The following is a 17,622-nucleotide window of genomic DNA, read 5'->3' as shown; positions in this document are numbered from 1 at the left end:
TATTCGGCATCACCGGAAGACTGTTGCGACAAGAAAACGGCCTGGCAGCTTGCCAAGCCGTTTTTCGTAATCGGATTGCGCAAGTCAGCGCCATCGCGCGTCGGATTCTCACGCGTGCGAGCCCACGAGCGAACGCAGGTACATCGGCACTTTCACCTTCGCCGTTGCCTGGACGCGCGTCATGAGCGCGTGATCGATACGATTTAGTCCGTACGCCCGCGCAATGTCCTGCTGCAACCGGCACCACAGATGGCTGGCCATCTCGGCATCGACCATCGCCCGGTGCGCACGTCCCGATTTCGGCAACCGCAGCATGTCTGCCAGGCTCGACAGGCGATGACTCAGCGCGTCAGGGTAAATGCGTCGCGCCACCAGCATCGTGCACGCAAAGGCATGCTCGGCCGACATGCCGAGCAGCCCGAGTTCTGCCTGCCAGAACCGTTTGTCGAAACCGGCGTTGTGGGCGACGACCGCATGCTTGCCGACGAACGCTGCGGCTTCCTTCATGACTGTCGACGCCGGGGGAGCCGATGCGATCATTTCGTTTGTGATGCCGGTCAGCGCGACGACATCGGACGGTATGCGTCTGCCTGCATTCATCAGGCTCTGGAAACGGTCGACGACTTGTCCGTCCCGGAGCAGGATGACGGCGATTTCGGTCGCACGATCACCCATATTCGGCGAAAGTCCGGTTGTTTCGAAGTCCAGTACCGCAACGGTTTGCATGGTCGAATCCTGTTGCTTCACGCGGTGTCGTTTAGAGTGGCCGAGAGGTTAGCATCTTCAGCCCCGCGACAGAGTCGTTCAGCCCGGGAAACGACCCTCCCCGTGCGGCGAACGCCGGTCCGCCCGCGAATGCGTCCCGATCCGCCGTTGGCTCGGCAGCACGCACGGCGATGCAACAGGGGGCTGGCAGCCGGCTATCGGCAGTCCGTTGGTCCGCGTGTCGTGCCGCAAGCCCGTTTTCGTCTTCGACCATCCGGATCGGGCCCGTGGTTTGTCCAGCACGCTGCCTGATGCTGAACTCGATCAGGTCTTCGTCAATCTCTCGTTGCCCGGCAGGCAGCACGGCAGGAGCGTCTCGCGCCGTTTGTCCGCATCGAACATCGATTCCACCAGCCATCCCGTCAGATAGAGCGACGCAAGGCATCCGCCCGCGGTCGCGATGTTGCCAGCCGCCTGGAGCATATTTGCGCGTCGACGCGCTTAGCGGTGCGATGCGCGCGGGGCTTCGATATGTCGTTGACGGACAGCGCTCCGACGATTTGAGAAACTGAGCCGTTCGCGATGTGCAATCCGGCGATGAATCGGAGTCGTGCTGGGCGACGGCCGATAGGCGATGATTCGGCTGTGGGGCGATGTCGATGCGGTCTACCGGTCTCCTTGAGATAGCATCTGGCCGTTTGTGGGCTCCGCTATTCTCGAATAACGGACTATCGATGCCGTTTAATTTATCTTCATGAATAACCTGAACTGTTGGGTGTCGTGTCTATTGATGGATCGTTGTGGCTAAGTGTCGTTTAGAATGAAAAATCTGAATTTTTATGCGTTTCATAAAACATGCATAAGGATTATATGGTTTCCATCTGGGTAAACGACGAAGACAGAACCAGGCAAATCAGCGACTGGAAAATATGGTGGGGTACCGATGATGAGGAGTTGATGTTGACTTGCCATTTCCCGTCCGGCAAGTCTTTTCATAGTCCGCTCCGCAATTGCAGAATTGAACCCACCAAGGTCGTGCAAGGCCAGCTTCTGTCAAAGAAAGGGGGCACGGTATTCCGCGTCGTCGACAAGGTGGTGATCTATGGCGGGAAATATGCGGCCATCCATTACCCGGGGACGCGAAAGATATACGTCAGAAACGCGCATGATATCGCGCTCACCCCCGCGACCAACATCAAGGACGAACCGATATTTCGCTATTTCGTCGACGTGGCAAAGGCCCGGGCAGAGCAAGCAAGCCCGGAGAGCAAGCCTATTGCCGACAATGTGCTGCGCCAGTTGGAGAAGGTGACGCCTTACGAAGACACGGTGTTGCACGCATATTGCACAGCACAGCACCAGCGGCGGGCGCAAGGGCGAAGCTTTATTTACCCCTTTGGCGTCAACGAGAGTCAGCTCAAGGCCGTGGAGCAGGCCTTCACCTCGCAAATCAGCCTGATAGAAGGGCCGCCCGGCACCGGGAAGACGCAAACGATCCTGAACATCCTGGCCAATATCCTGTTGCAGGGAGGCACGGTCGCTGTCCTGTCCAATAACAACGCCGCTGTTGAAAACGTTTATGAAAAACTGGATAAGGCCGGGCTGGACTATGTTGTTGCCAAGCTCGGGCGGGCGGCGAATCGCGAGGACTTCTTCGGCGATGTTCCCGTCGTGCCGCTGGAGCCTCCTGCACCTGCGCCTGCCATGGAACAGATTCAAGCCGTTCTGCAGACGCTGAAGCAGCATCTGCATGCTCAGAATACCGTGGCGCGACTGCAGGCCGAGGTCGATGAATTGACCGTAGAGCTGAACTACCTGCTGGAATGGCAGCGCGAGAACTCGGTGGCGATGCCGGTTTCCCTGGATAGGTACAAACTGTCCCCACGAAAATCGTCGGACCTGATGGCTTACTTGTCCTATCTTGCCGAGAGCCGTATCCGGCTCAAGGATAGACTCGAACTCCTGCTCAATTTCAAAATCCTGCGGGCGAAACCGTTCGATGATTGGGAAAAGCGCAAATCAGTGATCTATGCGCTGCAGAAGCACTATTATGAAAGGGCATTGCAGGAGAAAAAATCGGCATTGGAAGCCCATCGCGAAGCGCTGGTACGTGGCAATTTCGACGCATTGCTGGATGAGCTGGTCACAGGGTCGATGGCCCATCTCAAGCGCCATCTTTATCAGCACATCCTGCGGCAGGAGTCGTTCGATGCAAAAAATTACAGGAGAGATTTCGATGCGTTCGTGCGGCGTTTTCCGATTGTCGGTAGCGGCACGCACTCCATTGTCAACTCTGTCGGCGGTGCGATTCTCGACTATGTGATCATCGACGAGGCATCGCAGCAAGACATCGTCCCCGGGATACTGGCACTGGGCTGCGCCCGGAACCTGATCATCGTCGGCGACCGAAAGCAGCTGCCGCATATTCCGGAGAAGCTTGGTATTGGCGCGCCTGGCGAGTTCTATGACTGCGACAAATACAGCCTGCTCGATTCGTGCGTCGGCGTGTTCAAGGATTCGATACCGATAACGCTTCTGAAGGAGCATTATCGGTGCCACCCCAGAATCATCCAGTTTTGCAATCAGCAGTTTTACGACAACCAACTCGTGCCGATGACGCAAGACGCGGGTGAAAATTCGCTGAAGCTGCTCGTTACGGCCAAGGGAAATCACACTCGAAACAATGCGAATCGACGCGAGCTGGATTCTCTGCTTGAGACGCTCAAATGGGATGGCGAAAGCGACTGGGACGGCGAGCACCGCAGGGGCTTCATAGCCCCGTACAATGCACAGGTCGCGCTCTCCCGCACGCAATTGCCGGCCGATTTCGTCAAGGACACGGTACACAAGTTTCAGGGCAGGGAGTGCGACGAGATCGTCTTTTCCACCGTGCTGGACAAGAAGTACTGGAGCCAGAAAGGCTTGGGTTTCGTCGATGATCCGCACCTGGTCAATGTGGCGGTATCGAGAGCGAAGCGCAAATTCACGTTGGTGACGGGGGATGATGTCTTTGCGGCACGCAACGGACATATCGCTGCGTTGATCCGTTATATCGAGTACTACGCGGACGAAAAGCAGGTCCATCGAGCCCCGGTAGTGTCAGCCTTCGACCTGCTCTACAAGGAATACGATGCATCACTTGAGCGGCTCAACGCCAGGCTGCGTCCAAGCGATTCTCGATACAAGTCGGAGCAGATCGTGGCACAGATACTGCGTGAGGTACTGTCCGGCGACGCGTATCGGGCGATGACGTTTCACTCGCAGATTGCCATGAATCAGTTGGTCTCCTTGACCAACCGCACACTGACGCCGCGGGAGCGGGATTTCATGAGAAATCGTGCCAGTTGCGATTTTGTGCTGTATTTCAAGGTGGGGAAAACGCCGTTGGGCGTGATCGAAGTCGATGGCGGATCGCACGGCATGGCGCAGCAAATCGAGCGGGATGCGCTCAAAGACAGCATTTTGAAGAAAAGCGAGATCCCCTTGCTCCGATTGCAGACTGTTGAGAGTCACATCGAAGAAAAGATCACGGCGTTTTTGGCTCAGTGGGCGAGTGGCACTGAAACTGCTTGATGGGGCGTGTCGCCGTGTTCAGCGTGTGTGGCAAGGTTTTTGGCAGGCTGCGACTCGTGGCTGCGCGTGACGCGGGGCGATTGCTCAAACGGCGATGCCGGAATCTGTCAAGACGGTCGTAAACGAGTCGCGTCGCCGCACGAAACGCAGCTACGAGCCTTCTTGCGCGTTGCGCTGAGGCGCAGCACGATAGCGCAGATGAATCAGCGGATAGGCCCGCCCTTGTCCATCGAGCGCCGATCGCCCGCAGCGCTCGAAGCCGAGCCGTTCATAGAATCCCGCCGCCGCTTCGTTCTGTTCGTTGACGTCGGTCGACAGGTCGGGATGACGCCTGAGCGCATCTTCCACGAGCAGGCGCCCGACACCCGCGCCATGGTGAGCGGGATCGACGAACAGCGCTTCCATGCGACTGCCGTCGAGCAGCATGAAGCCGATCGCGCGGTCGAACTCGTCGACGGCGAGATCGAGCGGGGCACCGGGCAGGAACGCGACGACTTCGGATTCGATCGCGCGACGGTCGTCGTCGCTCAGGAAGTGATGCGTGGCGTCGACCGCGTTGCGCCAGATATCCAGCACGCGTGCGCCGTCGGCCTGGGTGGACTTGCGAATTCTGATCATGGTTTGGCCCATCTTTGATTTGTAATTTGAAGTTCGGCGGGTAGCCGGCACCGTCATGGCCCCGATCGGGCCGCTCGCAAGGGAAGCGGGCAAGACGGCGGTGTTCCAGTTCAGGTATAGGTCGGACGGCGTGCGTCGCCAACTTCCGCAGCGCGCTCGATCGCTCGTCGCGCGACGTCGAGAACGCCCGCGCTCATCGGCAAATCGTCGCGGTCGAGCCGGACGGAGGAAGTGACGCCGGTCGGGGAGCGGGGTGAATCGGACATGATGGATCTACGCGCGGGCGCGTTCGAGTGGGTGGGGCGGCCGGCGACGATTCATCGTGCGTCGTCGGTGCGCCGCTCGATTGCGCGGATCACGGCGACCATGTCGTCCGCGCCATGTCCGGCCCGCTCGGTCTCGCCGTACAGCGCATGGCAGATGTCGAGCAGCGGCGACGCGATGCCGATGCCGCGCGCGGATTCGGCGACGAGGCGCGCGTTCTTCAGCACGTCGGTGATTGCAGCCTGCACCGAGAAATCCGCGGCGACGAGCTTGCCGAGTTTCACGCGCGACACGTCGCTCGTCATCGGGCCTGCGTTCAGCACGTCGGCGAAGCGGGCGAGATCGATGCCGTGGCGTTGCGCGAAGTGCGTGGCTTCGGTCAGGCCGGTGACCATCGTGATCAGGAACAGGTTCACGGCGAGCTTCATCGTCAGCGCCGACGGTACGTCGCCGCACACGAAGCTGTCGCGGCACAGCGGCTTCACGAGCGCGCGAGCGGCGTCGACGTCTTCCGGCGCGCCGGCAAGCATCACGACGAGTTGACCGGCCTCGGCCGGCTTGCGCGACCCCGACACGGGCGATTCGACGTAACGGCCCGACGCGGCAGCGATGTCATCGGCGAGTGTGCGCGAATACTCGGGCGCGTTCGTGCCCATGTTCACGATGGTGTGCCCGCCGACACGGGCGGCGAAACCGGGCGTGCCGCGCGCGAGGACGGCGTCGATCGCCGTGTCGTTCGCGAGCATCAGGATCACGGTGCGGCAGGCTGCGAACACGTCGTCGATGTGTTCAGCCACGCGCGCGCCGGCGTCACGCAGCGCATCGTCGCTGCCGTGCGACCGGCTCCACGCGACGAGCGGTGTGCCGGCCCGCGCAAGATTGAGCGCCATCGGCGTGCCCATCACGCCGAGGCCGACGAATCCGACTGCGGTTTGCATGTTCTGGCTCTCACGGTGGAGGGAGACGATCGTGGGCGTCAGTATCGCAGCGTTTCCGTACGCCTGCCATGTCGTCCGCGCACCCGCGGGAGCCCCGTCACGGCCGCACCGACATGTCCGCCAGATACGGCCACGGATAGATGCCGCGCGCGTGACCGTCGCCGAACACCGCGCGGATGCCGTAGCCGGCTGCTTCGACGTTGTCGAGCGTCAGGTCGGGCCGTGCATCGACACGACCGCCGTCGAGCCGGATTCTCCGGCATTCCGCACACGGGCAATCGCTGCGCAGCTGGGTATAGCCGATGCGTTGCGTGTGGCCGTCCGGCCAGCGGAGGGTCAGCGTGCGCGCCGGGTGATCGAGTGCGATTTCGGTCGGGGAGATCATTGCGACGCCTCGTCGATTTGCCGGATCGCGATCCGCACGGCCTTGCGTACTTCCGGATCGTGATCTTCCAGCGCATGGGTCAGCGCGGGCAACGTCGCGCGGTCGCGCAATTCGCCGAGCGCGCGCGCGGCTTCCTTGCGCAGGTTGCTGATCGTGTGCGAGAGCAGCGCGACGACGGCCGGCGCCGCGGCCGCATCGCGCAGTTGCCCGAGCGCGCGCGCGGCGCGCAAGCGCACCTGCCAGTAGTCGTCGTCGAGCGCAGCGACGAGCGGTTCGCGCGCGGTCGCGACGCGCAGCTTGCCGAGCGTCGTGGCCGCTTCCTCGCGCACCTGCCATTCGCGGTCGCGCAGCGCGGCGAACAGCGCGTGGATGGTGGACGCATCGTCGGGTGACGCGAACCCGATCGCGCCGACCGCGACGCGCCGTACGTCCGCTGCGGCATCGGTCGTCGCGATGCGCGCGAGCGGCGGCAGCGCACGCGGATCCTTGAGCCAGCCGAGCACCGCCACGGCTTCGGCGCGCACGGCAGCGTGTTCGGCAGCGAGCGCGTTCAGCGCGGGCGCGAACGCGTCGGGGTCGCGCAACTCGCGCAATCCGCGCAGTACGGCACGGCGCACGTCAGGTTCGGGCCGGTCGGCCCATCGACACAGCACGGCGCCCGATGCGGCATCCTTCAGTTCCGACAGGCTCTGCGCCGCGGCAGCGCGCACGTCGTCGCACGGATCGAGCAGCGCGCCGCACAGTGCGTCGACGACATCGGGCTGCTCCCACGCGCCGAGCACGCGGGCGGCTTCGCCGCGCACGTCGGCCGACGGATCGTCGCGCAGTGCAGCGACGAACGCGGGCACGAACGCTGGGTTCTCGAGATCGGCGAGTTCGAACAGTGCGACGCGGCGCACGGCGGCATCGGGCGCGGCGAGGCGGGCGACGAGTGCGGCTTCGTCGGGGGCGTGTGCGCGGGGCAGCGCGGCAGCGAAGGAGGAGTCGGTCATGGGCGACGGGAAAGAGCGTTGAGGGACGCGGTCAGCGCAGCAGGTAAGGGATGTCGACCTTGACGGCGCCGGTCGGGCAGTCGCGCTCGCACGGCATGCAGTACCAGCATTCGTCGAACTGCATGTACGCCTTGCCCTTGGTCACGTCGATCGCGAGCAGGTCGAGCGGGCACACGTCGACGCAGACGGTGCAGCCCTTGTCGGCGATGCACAGGGCCTCGTCGATCGTGACGGGTGCGCTGCTGCGCTGGAAGATGTCGTGCGGAGTATGGGACACGGTAAGGCTCCTCAGAGGGCGGCCGCGAGCGAGGCCGGTTCGCGGATACGCAGATTCGTGTAAGCGCCGCGATCGTCGTCGGCAATCGGCACGAGATACGGTTCGACCGGCCGCTTCTCGCTGCGCATCGCACCGTCGGCGCCCTTGCGCAGCCAGGTGTGGCAGAACCATTCGGCGTCGTTGCGATGCGGAAAGTCGACGCGATGGTGGTACAGCCCCCAGCGGCTCTCGGTGCGGAACAGCGATGCGCGCGCGGCCATTTCCGCGCAGTCGCGAATCGCGCGCACCTCGGCGGCGCGCATCAGTTCATGCGGATGGTTTGCCTTGATCTCTTCGATATCCTCGGTAATGGCGTCAAAGCGTTGCAGCCCGATTTCCATCTTGCGCGTCGCCTTCGGCGGTTGCAGATAGTCGTTCACCATGCGGCGCAGCTTGTATTCGACCTGCGCCGGTGCCAGGCCGCGCTCGCGCAGCAGCGGGGCAAGTACGCGCGCGCGTTCGGCGGCGACCTGTTCGTCGTCCACGGGCGCATGTTCGCGGCCGGCCACGTAGTCGGCTGCGTTCTGCCCGGCAAACCAGCCGTACGTAAAGGCGCCGAGCATGTAGTTGTGCGGGACGGCCGCCATGTCGCCGGCCGCGTAGAGCCCGGGCACGGTCGTCTCCGCGCGTGCGTTCACGTACACGCCGGATGCGCTGTGGCCGCTGCAGAAGCCGATCTCGGAGATGTGCATCTCGACCATCTGGCTGCGGTAATCGGTGCCGCGCCCCGCATGGAAGCGGCCACGGCTCGGCCGCTCGTTCGTATGCAGGATCTGCTCGATGGTCTGGATCGTTTCTTCGGCTAGATGGTCTAGCTTCAGGAACACGGGACCGTTGCCGCTTTGCAGTTCCTGGTAGAACTCCCACATCATCTGGCCGCTCCAGTAATCGCATTCGATGAAGCGTTCGCCCTTGCCGTTCGCGGTGAAACCGCCGAGCGGGCCCGTCACGTACGCGCACGCGGGGCCGTTGTAGTCCTTGATCAGCGGGTTGATCTGGAAGCATTCGAGATTCGCGAGCGCGGCACCGGCGTGATAGGCCATCGCGTAGCCGTCGCCTGCGTTGGTCGGGTTCTCGTACGTGCCCATCAGGTAGCCCGAGGCCGGCAGGCCGAGGCGGCCGGCCGCACCGCAGCAGAGAATCACGGCCTTCGCGCGGATTACGTGAAACTCGGCGGTGCGGCAGTCGAAGCCGAGCACGCCGCTCGCGCGGCTCTGCACGTCGGTCAGCACGCGCGTCGCGACGATCCGGTTCGTGATCGCGATGCGTGCGCGCTTCAGCTGCCGGTACAGCACCTTCTTGATGTCGTGTCCTTCCGGCATCGGCAGCACGTACGAGCCCATGTGATGGACCTTCTTCACCGCGTAGTCGCCGGTGCCGTCCTTCTCGAACTTCACGCCCCAGCGGTCGAGCTGCTCGATCGTCGCGAAGCTGTGCGTCGCATACGCGTACACGGCTTCCTGGTCGACGATCCCGTCGTTGGCGATCGTGATCTCGCGCGTGTACTGCTCGGGCGTCGCATGCCCGGGGATCACCGCATTGTTCAGGCCGTCCATTCCCATCGAGATCGCGCCGCTGCGCTTCACGTTGGCTTTCTCGAGCAGCAGCACGCGCAGGGACGGGTCGCGCTCCTTCGCCTTGATCGCCGCCATCGGGCCGGCGGTGCCGCCGCCGACCACGACGATGTCGTATTCGAGCACGTGGGTAGTCATCGTTGTTTCCTTGCAGGTTTGCGCGGCTTCTGCCGGTCGATGCGCAGCCGGTACTGGAAGGCGTCGCCGCGGAAGTAGAGGGTTTCGTAGTCGATCGGTGCGCCCGACGCGTCATGCGTGAGGCGCTCGATGCGCAGCACGGGGCTGCTTTCCTCGACGTGCAGCGCATCGACGATCTCATCGTCGGCGAGGATTGCGTCGATCGACACGTCGGCATGGCCGAGCGCGATGCCGCAGTCGTTTTCCAGGACGAGGAAAATGTCGCGGGTCGCGAGGTCGGCGCCCGCGAGGCGCTTGCCGAGCGCTTCGGGCACCCAGGTCTGTTCGAGCGACACGGGTTCGCGATTCAGCAGCCGCACGCGGTGAATCTCGACGAGCGGCGCGCCTTCGGGCACGTTCAGCTTCGTCGCGAGATGGCGGTCGGCCTTGACGGTGCGGAAGCTGCGCACCTGGTTGACGATCTCGTAGCCCATCGACGACATCGCCTCGGCGAAGCCCTGCAGCGATGTCACGTTCTGGAACGCCTTCGGCTTCGACACGAAGGTGCCCTTCCCGTGCAGCTTGAACAGCAGTCCTTCCTTCTGCAGGTCGCCGAGCGCCTGGCGCACCGTGATGCGGCTGACGTCGAACATCGCGCAGAGTTCGTGCTCGGAAGGCATCCGGCTGTGCGGTGCATAGGTGCCGTCGAGAATGCGTGCGCGCAGCGTGTCCTTGATCTGCACGTAGAGCGGGGCCGCAGACAGCGGCACGACGTTGGGGGAGGTCATCGGTCAACTTGTTATGACAAGATCGCTGGAGTGTAGTCAGCGCGGTCGCGCGTCCAAACCAACTATTTCTGATTTCGACTTTCCGATTCCGGAAAAGCGTGGCGGCAGCGGGCGGACCGAACCGACGATCCGGCTCGTGGTGTCGGCCTGGCCCACCCGTTACGGGTGGAGCGGGTCGGACGACAATAAAAAATTTGCCGGCGCATGTGCCGCGCATGTCGATTTCCCGATCCGTCGTCCGTCGTATCCATGTCGACCGGGCATTGCGCCACGCAGGTGGCACCCGGTTCCCGAGGATCGCCGTCACGCAAACGAGGCACCCCATGCAGGACTCCCGATATCGCTGGGTCATCGTCGCCGCGGGCGGCCTGATGGGCTGCATCGCGATCGGCGCGATGTTTTCGCTGCCGGTGTTCCTGCGCGCGATCGCGCGCGACACGGGCTGGTCGATGACCGGCATTTCCGGCGCGATGACGCTCGGCTTCATCGCGATGGCCTTTGCGAGCATGGCGTGGGGCAGCCTGTCGGACCGTATCGGCACGCGCCCGGTCGTCATGACGGGCGCCGTCCTGCTGTCGGCAAGCCTGGCGCTGGCGAGCCGCGCGCCGTCGCTGCTCGCGTTCCAGCTGACTTTCGGCCTCGCCGTCGGCGGTGCGACGGCCGCGATATTCGCGCCGATGATGGCGTGCGTGACGGGCTGGTTCGACACGCACCGCAGCCTCGCGGTGTCGCTCGTGTCGGCCGGCATGGGGATGGCGCCGATGACGATGGCCCCGCTGGCCGCGTGGCTCGTGTCGGTGCGCGACTGGCGTGCGTCGATGCTGCTGATTGCGGCACTGGCGGCTGTCGTGATGATTCCGGTGTCGCTGCTGGTGCGACGGGCGCCCGCGCTCGATCATGCAACCGCGCATGTGCACGCGGCGCCTGCGCCCGCCGGCGCACCCGCGGCAATGTCGGTCGCGGATGCGCTGCGCTCGCCGCAGTTCATCGTGCTGCTGCTGACCAACTTCTTCTGTTGCGCGACGCATTCGGGCCCGATCTTCCATACGGTCAGCTACGCGGTGACGTGCGGGATCCCGCTGATCGTCGCGGTGTCGATCTACAGCGTCGAAGGGCTCGCCGGCATGGGTGGCCGGATCGCGTTCGGGATCCTGGGCGACCGCATCGGCGCGAAGCGCATGCTGGTGGCCGGGCTGCTTGCACAGGCGCTCGGCGCGCTCGGGTACGACTTCGTGCGCACGCTCGACGGGTTCTATGCGGTCGCGACCTTGTTCGGCTTCATCTATGCGGGCGTGATGCCGCTGTATTCGGTGCTCGCGCGCGAGAACTTCCCGCTGCGGATGATGGGCACCGTGATCGGCGGCTGCGCGATGGCCGGCAGCCTCGGGATGGCCGCAGGCCCCGTGGCCGGCGGCCTGATCGTCGATACGTTCGGCAGCTATGGCTGGCTGTACGTCGGTTCGTTCGCGATCGGCGTCGGCGCGTTCCTGATGGCGATGATGTTCCGCCCGTTCGCGAAAGCGCGACCGGAAACGGCGGCCGCGTGACCCCGCGACGGAAGCGGGGCGGCTTTCCGTTTTGCCGGATCGGCGCGACCTGGCGCGCGTCGTTGCAGACAAAAAACAGGGCCCGACACCGCGTGCGTTCGAGGGTGTCCGGACAGCCCGCAGCCCGCTGCAGCGCAGCGGAGCGGCAAATGATGCCGATCGGCGCGCATGCGCCACGATTCGGCCCCTAAAAAGCACAATATCGAGCATGTATTCGAAGGGCCTGTCATACCCGCGTCACCCTGCTAGAATTCGGCCTGCCGCATTGTTCCGATTGACTGATGAGATTGCTTGACGCCCTGGTCGAACAACGTATTGCCGCCGCCGCTGCGCGGGGCGAGTTCGACGATTTGCCGGGTACCGGCGCGCCGCAGGCGCTGGATGACGACCTGCTCGTACCCGAGGAGGTGCGGGTGGCCAACCGTATCCTGAAGAACGCGGGCTTCGTGCCGCCGGCCGTCGAGCAATTGCGCGCGCTGCGCAACCTGCATGACGAAGTGCAGGCGGTCAGCGACCGTGCCGCGCGGTGCCGGCTGCAGGCGAAGATCCTCGCGCTCGACATGGCGCTCGAATCGCTGCGCGGCGGCCCGATGGTGATGCCGCGCGACTACTGCCGGCGCATCGCAGAGCGCCTGTGCGAGCGCGGGCTCGACGAAGCGCCCGCTGAAGCGGGGCCGATGTGACGTCCGACGCGCTGCACGACGCAGCCCGGTCGGCAGCCGCCCCGGCGGCCGAGCCCGCCGCCGATTCTCCCGTTCCCGAAGCTGCGCCCGTATCGGCGCGCGACCTGCATTTCATGCGTCTCGCGCAGGCCGCCGCCGAAGAGGCGCGCGCAGCCGGGGAAGTGCCGGTCGGGGCGGTGCTTGTGCGTGGCGACGAAGTGATCGCGCGCGGCTTCAACCATCCGATCGGCGGGCACGACCCGTCGGCCCATGCGGAGATGGCCGCGCTGCGGATGGCCGCACAGCAACTGCAGAATTACCGGATGCCCGGCTGCGAGCTGTACGTGACGCTCGAGCCGTGCCTGATGTGCGCGGGCGCGATCATGCATGCGCGCATCGCGCGGGTCGTCTACGGCGCCGCCGATCCGAAGACGGGCGCGTGCGGCAGCGTGATCGACGCGTTCGCGAATCCGCAGCTGAACCACCATACCGAAGTGACCGGCGGCGTGCTCGCCGACGAGTGCGGCGCCGCGCTGAAGTCGTTCTTCGCCGAGCGCCGTCGCGCGCTGCGCGAAGCACGGCTGGCCCGCGACGCCGAATCCGGCGCGTCATAGGCGCGCCCGCCGCGCCCGTCGCCCGCCAAGAACCGGGCGCGCCCGGCTTCGTGAACCGGAGACGGTTCGGACCCTCTAAGCAGGTTTGACGACCCGACACCTTTCTTCGCCATGTCCTTCCAGCCCGCCGCGTCCTACACCATCCGCCTGCTTGCGCCGTCCGGCTATCCGCACGACCCCGACGCGATCAATCGCGCGCTCGAGCGCCTCAGCACCGCGCAGCACCGCATCGAGAACATCGAGGCGACGCAGCGGCGCTTCCAGCGGTTCGGCGGCACCGACGGCGAGCGGGCAGGCGACCTGAACCGTCTTGCCGATCCCGAGCGGCCGCTGCCGGACATCGCGCTCGCGGTGCGCGGCGGCTACGGCGCCGCGCGTATCCTGCACGGGCTCGACTATCGCGGGCTCGAACGCCGGCTGCGCGACCAGCCGGTCGCGCTCGTCGGCCACAGCGATTTCACGGCACTCCAGCTCGCGCTGTACGCGAAGGCGCGCATCAAGACGTTCGGCGGCCCGATGCTGTCCGCCGACTTCGGCGCGGAAACGCCGAGCGATTTCACGATGCAGCACTTCTGGCAGACGCTGACGCAGCCGAGCACGACGATCGTCGCCGACGCGCCGCAGGTGCAGAGCGTGAACGTGACGGGCACGCTGTGGGGCGGCAACCTCGCGATCCTCACGTCGCTCGTCGGCACGCCGTACATGCCCGACATCGAAGGGGGCATCCTGTTCATCGAGGACGTCAACGAGCAGCCGTTCCGGATCGAACGGATGATCTATCAATTGCACCTGTCGGGGCTGCTCGCGCGCCAGCAGGCGCTCGTGCTCGGCCAGTTCACCGGCGCGCGGCCGTTCGAGTACGACAACGGCTACGACATGCAGGCGATGATCGACCAGGTGCGTGCGGTGGTCGGGATTCCGGTCGTCACGGGGCTCCAGTTCGGCCATGTGCCCGACCTGCTGACGCTGCCGTTCGGCGCGCAGGCGCAACTGGTCGCGAATGCGCATGGCTTCCGGCTCACGCTGTCGGACTATCCGCACCTTGGCTGAGGCGGGAGCGATCGATCGAAAGGCGGGCACGTGTGAACTGACCCCGCCTTTTTCTTTATGCAAATACGCAACTAACGGTCAAGAATTTTCGTCGACACCCGCAGCGTCGGCGCGGATTTTTGCACCAGTTTTGTCAACAAAATGACCGGGAGGGTATACGACGAGAAGCGCCTCTGTCGTACTTCCGAACCTTGTCGTGCATGGATTCGACGCATCGTGCACCGAACGAGGTCACACCGATGCACGCCAATTGTGCGCAATGCCGGAAAAGAATTGTTGACAATCTTTATGTCCGCCCTAGGATGAGGATCATCACACGATGCCGATCATGAACGAGCCCGAATCCCACCCGTCCGGCGCAGCCAGCCCCGAAGCGATCGCCGAGCGGATCCGCACGGCGATCCTCGAGCATCGGCTCGCGCCCGGCGCGAAGCTGACGGAGGCGCAGCTCTGCGACGTGTTCAACGTGAAGCGGGGGACGATCCGCCAGGCGCTCGCGCAGCTCGCGACCGACAAGCTGGTCGATCTCGAGCCGAACCGTGGGGCGTTCGTCGCGAGCCCGACGCTGCAGGACGTGCACGAGGTGTTCGAGATGCGCCGGATCATCGAGCTCGCCGTGGTCGAGCGGCTCGCGACCGGGCCCGGCGCGAAGCGGCTGAAAGGGGTCGCCGCGCTGATCGACAAGGAACGCAAGGCGTTCGAGCGGCACGACTTCGCGGCCTGGATCCGCCTGTCGGGCGAATTCCATACGGCGCTTGCCACGCTGATGGGCAATGCGACGCTCAGCGAGTGCCTCGACGGGCTGGTCGCACGCTCGACGCTGATGTCGGCGCTGTACGAATCGCACGGGCGCAGCCCGTGCTCGTGCGACGACCACGACGAGATCCTCGCCGCGCTGGAGGCGGGCGATCCGAAGCGGGCGGTGACGCTGATGGCGCACCACCTGCAGCATGTCGAACTGAAGATGCTGGACCGGCCCGCACAAGGGCAGGTCGATTTGCGCGAAGTGTTCGGCGGCGCCTGAGCGGCGACGCGAACCCGGCCGCGCGCCACAGAACGAGCGAAATGCAGGCCCGCGGTGTTTGCCGCGGGCCGCTGGTCCGACTCCGGGCGTCGACCCGGAGCGATATCGATGACGGTGGAGCGGCCATGCGGCCGCGTCAAGGAGAAGTCATGGCTCAGTTCAGTGTGGCGCACGACAGCGCTTATCCGGCGGAAGAAGGCGGCGAGGGCGGCGACCCGACACTGCCGAATGGTTACAGCGAACGTCTGTACAACGAAGATTTGGCACCCCTTAAAAATCAGACATGGGGTTCATACAATATCTTCGCGTTCTGGATGTCGGACGTGCACAGCGTCGGCGGCTACGTGTTCGCGGGCAGCCTGTTCGCGCTCGGGTTGACGAGCTGGCAGGTGCTGATCGCGCTGATTGTCGGGATCGGCATCGTGAACCTGCTGTGCAACCTGATCGCGCGGCCGAGCCAGCAGATCGGCGTGCCGTACCCGGTCGCGTGCCGCGCGACGTTCGGCGTGCTCGGCGCGAACGTGCCGGCCGTGATCCGCGGGCTGATCGCGATCGCGTGGTACGGCATCCAGACCTATCTCGCGTCGAGCGCGCTCGTGATCGTCGTGCTGAAATTCTTCCCGCAATGGCTGCCTTACGCGGATGTGCATCGCTATGGCTTCCTCGGGCTGTCGGCGGTCGGCTGGGCGGGCTTCATGCTGCTGTGGGTGCTCCAGGCGTTCGTGTTCTGGAACGGGATGGAGACGATCAAGAAGTTCATCGACTTCGCGGGGCCGGCCGTCTACGTCGTGATGTTCATCCTCGCCGGCTACATGGTGTGGCGCGCGGGCTGGCGCAACATCGGCATCAACCTCGGCGGCGTCAAGTATCACGGGGCGGAAGTGATTCCGGTGATGATCACGGCCGTGTCGCTCGTCGTGTCGTACTTCTCCGGGCCGATGCTGAACTTCGGCGATTTTTCGCGCTACTGCCGCTCGTTCGGCGAAGTGAAGCGCGGCAATTTCTGGGGGCTGCCCGTCAACTTCCTCGCGTTCTCGCTCGTCACGGTGATCACGACGGCCGCGACGCTGCCGGTGTTCGGCGAACTCATCACCGATCCCGTCGAGACGGTCGGCCGCATCGACCATCCGACCGCGGTGATCCTCGGCGCGCTGACGTTCACGATCGCGACGATCGGCATCAACATCGTCGCGAACTTCGTGTCGCCCGCGTTCGACTTCTCGAACGTCGCGCCGCGGCTGATCAGCTGGCGCGCGGGCGGGATGCTCGCGGCCGTCGCGTCGATCTTCATCACGCCGTGGAACCTGTTCAACAACCCGGCCGTGATCCACTACACGCTCGACATACTCGGCGCGTTCATCGGTCCGCTGTACGGCGTGCTGATCGCGGACTTCTACCTCGTCAAGCGCGGCCGGCTCGTGCGCGACGACCTGTACACGATGTCGGAAAGCGGCACGTACTGGTACACGGGCGGCGTGAATCGCCGTGCGCTCGCCGCGCTCCTGCCGGCCGCGGTGATCGCGATCGTGTGCGTGATGGTGCCGGGCTGGCAGGGCGTCGCGAACTTCTCGTGGTTTATCGGCGCGGGGCTCGGCTTCGTGTTCTACCGGCTGCTCGTGAGCGCGAAGGCCTGAGGAGCGTGCGATGAAGATCCGACTGATCAATCCGAATACGACCCGGCGGATGACCGACGCGATGGGCCGCTGCGCGCGCGAGGTCGCGGCCGCCGGCACGGAGATCGTGGCGGTGAGCCCGCCGATGGGGCCGCCGTCGATCGAAGGGTATTACGACGAGGCGCTCGCGACACCGGGGCTGCTGGCCGAGATCGCGCAGGGCGAGCGCGACGGCTGCGACGCGTACGTGATCGCGTGCTTCGGCGATCCGGGCCTCTACGCAGCGCGCGAGCTCGCGCGCGGGCCGGTGATCGGCATCGCCGAGGCCGCGATGCATGCGGCGAGCGTGCTCGCGCCGGGCTTCTCGGTCGTCACGACGCTCGCGCGCACCTGCGGGATGGCGTGGCACCTCGCGGAGCGCTACGGGATGAAACGGTTCTGCCGCAACGTGCGCGCGACCGACGTCGCCGTGCTCGAGCTCGACCGGCCGGGCTCGGCCGCGCGCCGGATCATCGTCGACGAATGCCGGCGCGCGCTCGACGAGGACGGCGCCGACGCGATCGTGCTCGGCTGCGCCGGGATGGCCGAGTTCGCGCACGAGATCGAGCAGCAGATCGGCGCGCCGGTGGTCGAGGGCGTCACGGCGGCCGTCAAGTGGGCCGAGGCGCTCGTTGCGCTGCGCCTCGCGACCGCGAAGCGCGGCGATTACGCGCGGCCGCTGCCGAAGCGCTACGACGGCGCGTTCGCCCGCTTCAGCCCGCCGGACGGGGATCAGGCGGAACCGGTGCCGAATTTGCCGCAACCGCACATACACACCGTCTGACACGCACTATCTGCGCCGC

The 17,622-nt window shown here is 65.0% G+C and carries 17 protein-coding genes and 1 pseudogene; 8 read left to right on the top strand and 10 right to left on the bottom strand.

Features of this window, described 5'->3' with window-relative positions:
* Window positions 1-108: 108 nt before the first annotated feature.
* Window positions 109-726 carry a 3'-5' exonuclease gene (locus G3N64_RS03250; protein ID WP_205782404.1) on the bottom strand — a complete coding sequence of 206 codons (618 nt, stop codon included), beginning with the start codon at window positions 724-726 and terminating at the stop codon, window positions 109-111.
* 303 nt (window positions 727-1,029) lie between these two features.
* Window positions 1,030-1,188: a hypothetical protein gene (locus G3N64_RS03245; protein WP_241020743.1), complete on the bottom strand. Its 159-nt coding sequence runs from the start codon at window positions 1,186-1,188 to the stop codon at window positions 1,030-1,032.
* A 387-nt stretch (window positions 1,189-1,575) separates the two neighbouring features.
* Here G3N64_RS03245 and G3N64_RS03240 point away from each other — a divergent pair, with 387 nt between their 5' ends.
* The gene (locus G3N64_RS03240; protein WP_205782368.1) at window positions 1,576-4,278 is read left to right on the top strand and encodes an AAA domain-containing protein; all 2,703 of its coding nucleotides are present in this window, start codon (window positions 1,576-1,578) and stop codon (window positions 4,276-4,278) included.
* Window positions 4,279-4,428: 150 nt separating this feature from the next.
* Here the strand turns inward: G3N64_RS03240 and G3N64_RS03235 are convergent, their stop codons facing one another.
* From G3N64_RS03235 to G3N64_RS03200, 8 genes and pseudogenes are all read right to left on the bottom strand, one after another.
* Window positions 4,429-4,896, bottom strand: a complete 468-nt coding sequence (locus tag G3N64_RS03235) for an acetyltransferase (RefSeq protein WP_205782403.1) — start codon at window positions 4,894-4,896, stop codon at window positions 4,429-4,431.
* A 110-nt stretch (window positions 4,897-5,006) separates the two neighbouring features.
* Window positions 5,007-5,114: pseudogene (locus G3N64_RS03230) on the bottom strand (ADP-ribose pyrophosphatase); the annotation flags it as partial.
* Window positions 5,115-5,213: 99 nt separating this feature from the next.
* Window positions 5,214-6,098 carry an NAD(P)-dependent oxidoreductase gene (locus G3N64_RS03225; RefSeq protein WP_205782367.1) on the bottom strand — a complete coding sequence of 295 codons (885 nt, stop codon included), beginning with the start codon at window positions 6,096-6,098 and terminating at the stop codon, window positions 5,214-5,216.
* A gap of 97 nt (window positions 6,099-6,195) precedes the next feature.
* Window positions 6,196-6,483, bottom strand: coding sequence for a DUF971 domain-containing protein (locus G3N64_RS03220; protein WP_205782366.1), 288 nt, complete (start codon window positions 6,481-6,483; stop codon window positions 6,196-6,198).
* The gene (locus G3N64_RS03215; RefSeq protein ID WP_205782364.1) at window positions 6,480-7,475 is read right to left on the bottom strand and encodes a HEAT repeat domain-containing protein; all 996 of its coding nucleotides are present in this window, start codon (window positions 7,473-7,475) and stop codon (window positions 6,480-6,482) included. The genes G3N64_RS03220 and G3N64_RS03215 overlap by 4 nt, the downstream gene beginning before the upstream one ends.
* Before the next feature lie 31 nt (window positions 7,476-7,506).
* On the bottom strand, window positions 7,507-7,752 hold the full coding sequence (locus tag G3N64_RS03210) for a ferredoxin family protein (RefSeq protein WP_205782362.1): 246 nt from the start codon (window positions 7,750-7,752) through the stop codon (window positions 7,507-7,509).
* An 11-nt stretch (window positions 7,753-7,763) separates the two neighbouring features.
* A complete protein-coding gene (locus G3N64_RS03205) occupies window positions 7,764-9,503 on the bottom strand; it encodes a fumarate reductase/succinate dehydrogenase flavoprotein subunit (protein ID WP_205782360.1) in 1,740 nt (579 codons plus the stop codon).
* Window positions 9,500-10,270 carry a GntR family transcriptional regulator gene (locus G3N64_RS03200; protein ID WP_205782358.1) on the bottom strand — a complete coding sequence of 257 codons (771 nt, stop codon included), beginning with the start codon at window positions 10,268-10,270 and terminating at the stop codon, window positions 9,500-9,502. The genes G3N64_RS03205 and G3N64_RS03200 overlap by 4 nt, the downstream gene beginning before the upstream one ends.
* A 323-nt stretch (window positions 10,271-10,593) precedes the next feature.
* Between G3N64_RS03200 and G3N64_RS03195 the strand changes: the two genes are divergently transcribed.
* From G3N64_RS03195 to G3N64_RS03165, 7 genes are all read left to right on the top strand, one after another.
* Window positions 10,594-11,817, top strand: a complete 1,224-nt coding sequence (locus G3N64_RS03195) for an MFS transporter (protein WP_205782356.1) — start codon at window positions 10,594-10,596, stop codon at window positions 11,815-11,817.
* Between the two features lie 281 nt (window positions 11,818-12,098).
* Window positions 12,099-12,500, top strand: a complete 402-nt coding sequence (locus G3N64_RS03190; protein WP_012328731.1) for a DnaJ family domain-containing protein — start codon at window positions 12,099-12,101, stop codon at window positions 12,498-12,500.
* Window positions 12,497-13,093: a tRNA adenosine(34) deaminase TadA gene (gene tadA / locus G3N64_RS03185; RefSeq protein ID WP_205782354.1), complete on the top strand. Its 597-nt coding sequence runs from the start codon at window positions 12,497-12,499 to the stop codon at window positions 13,091-13,093. Before G3N64_RS03190 ends, tadA begins: the two co-directional genes overlap by 4 nt.
* Window positions 13,094-13,204: 111 nt before the next feature.
* The gene (gene ldcA / locus G3N64_RS03180) at window positions 13,205-14,143 is read left to right on the top strand and encodes a muramoyltetrapeptide carboxypeptidase (RefSeq protein WP_205782352.1); all 939 of its coding nucleotides are present in this window, start codon (window positions 13,205-13,207) and stop codon (window positions 14,141-14,143) included.
* A 319-nt stretch (window positions 14,144-14,462) separates the two neighbouring features.
* The gene (locus G3N64_RS03175; protein WP_205782350.1) at window positions 14,463-15,167 is read left to right on the top strand and encodes a GntR family transcriptional regulator; all 705 of its coding nucleotides are present in this window, start codon (window positions 14,463-14,465) and stop codon (window positions 15,165-15,167) included.
* A gap of 149 nt (window positions 15,168-15,316) precedes the next feature.
* A complete protein-coding gene (locus tag G3N64_RS03170) occupies window positions 15,317-16,801 on the top strand; it encodes an NCS1 family nucleobase:cation symporter-1 (RefSeq protein WP_205782348.1) in 1,485 nt (494 codons plus the stop codon).
* Between the two features lie 10 nt (window positions 16,802-16,811).
* Window positions 16,812-17,603: an aspartate/glutamate racemase family protein gene (locus G3N64_RS03165; RefSeq protein WP_205782346.1), complete on the top strand. Its 792-nt coding sequence runs from the start codon at window positions 16,812-16,814 to the stop codon at window positions 17,601-17,603.
* Window positions 17,604-17,622: the final 19 nt, after the last annotated feature.

Origin of the sequence: Burkholderia sp. Ac-20344 (assembly GCF_017104975.1) — a bacterium.
Lineage (GTDB): Bacteria > Pseudomonadota > Gammaproteobacteria > Burkholderiales > Burkholderiaceae > Burkholderia.
Note: the sequence above shows the minus strand (reverse complement) of the source record. Positions and strands in the feature narration are given on the sequence as shown.

What these genes read in the sequence shown, in the direction of transcription:
- G3N64_RS03250 (WP_205782404.1), bottom strand. Translation starts at nt 726, where the DNA reads ATGCAAACCGTTGCGGTACTGGACTTCGAAACAACCGGACTTTCGCCG.
- G3N64_RS03245 (WP_241020743.1), bottom strand. Translation starts at nt 1,188, where the DNA reads ATGCTCCAGGCGGCTGGCAACATCGCGACCGCGGGCGGATGCCTTGCG.
- G3N64_RS03240 (WP_205782368.1), top strand. Translation starts at nt 1,576, where the DNA reads ATGGTTTCCATCTGGGTAAACGACGAAGACAGAACCAGGCAAATCAGC.
- G3N64_RS03235 (WP_205782403.1), bottom strand. Translation starts at nt 4,896, where the DNA reads ATGATCAGAATTCGCAAGTCCACCCAGGCCGACGGCGCACGCGTGCTG.
- G3N64_RS03225 (WP_205782367.1), bottom strand. Translation starts at nt 6,098, where the DNA reads ATGCAAACCGCAGTCGGATTCGTCGGCCTCGGCGTGATGGGCACGCCG.
- G3N64_RS03220 (WP_205782366.1), bottom strand. Translation starts at nt 6,483, where the DNA reads ATGATCTCCCCGACCGAAATCGCACTCGATCACCCGGCGCGCACGCTG.
- G3N64_RS03215 (WP_205782364.1), bottom strand. Translation starts at nt 7,475, where the DNA reads ATGACCGACTCCTCCTTCGCTGCCGCGCTGCCCCGCGCACACGCCCCC.
- G3N64_RS03205 (WP_205782360.1), bottom strand. Translation starts at nt 9,503, where the DNA reads ATGACTACCCACGTGCTCGAATACGACATCGTCGTGGTCGGCGGCGGC.
- G3N64_RS03200 (WP_205782358.1), bottom strand. Translation starts at nt 10,270, where the DNA reads ATGACCTCCCCCAACGTCGTGCCGCTGTCTGCGGCCCCGCTCTACGTG.
- G3N64_RS03195 (WP_205782356.1), top strand. Translation starts at nt 10,594, where the DNA reads ATGCAGGACTCCCGATATCGCTGGGTCATCGTCGCCGCGGGCGGCCTG.
- G3N64_RS03190 (WP_012328731.1), top strand. Translation starts at nt 12,099, where the DNA reads ATGAGATTGCTTGACGCCCTGGTCGAACAACGTATTGCCGCCGCCGCT.
- ldcA (WP_205782352.1), top strand. Translation starts at nt 13,205, where the DNA reads ATGTCCTTCCAGCCCGCCGCGTCCTACACCATCCGCCTGCTTGCGCCG.
- G3N64_RS03175 (WP_205782350.1), top strand. Translation starts at nt 14,463, where the DNA reads ATGCCGATCATGAACGAGCCCGAATCCCACCCGTCCGGCGCAGCCAGC.
- G3N64_RS03170 (WP_205782348.1), top strand. Translation starts at nt 15,317, where the DNA reads ATGGCTCAGTTCAGTGTGGCGCACGACAGCGCTTATCCGGCGGAAGAA.
- G3N64_RS03165 (WP_205782346.1), top strand. Translation starts at nt 16,812, where the DNA reads ATGAAGATCCGACTGATCAATCCGAATACGACCCGGCGGATGACCGAC.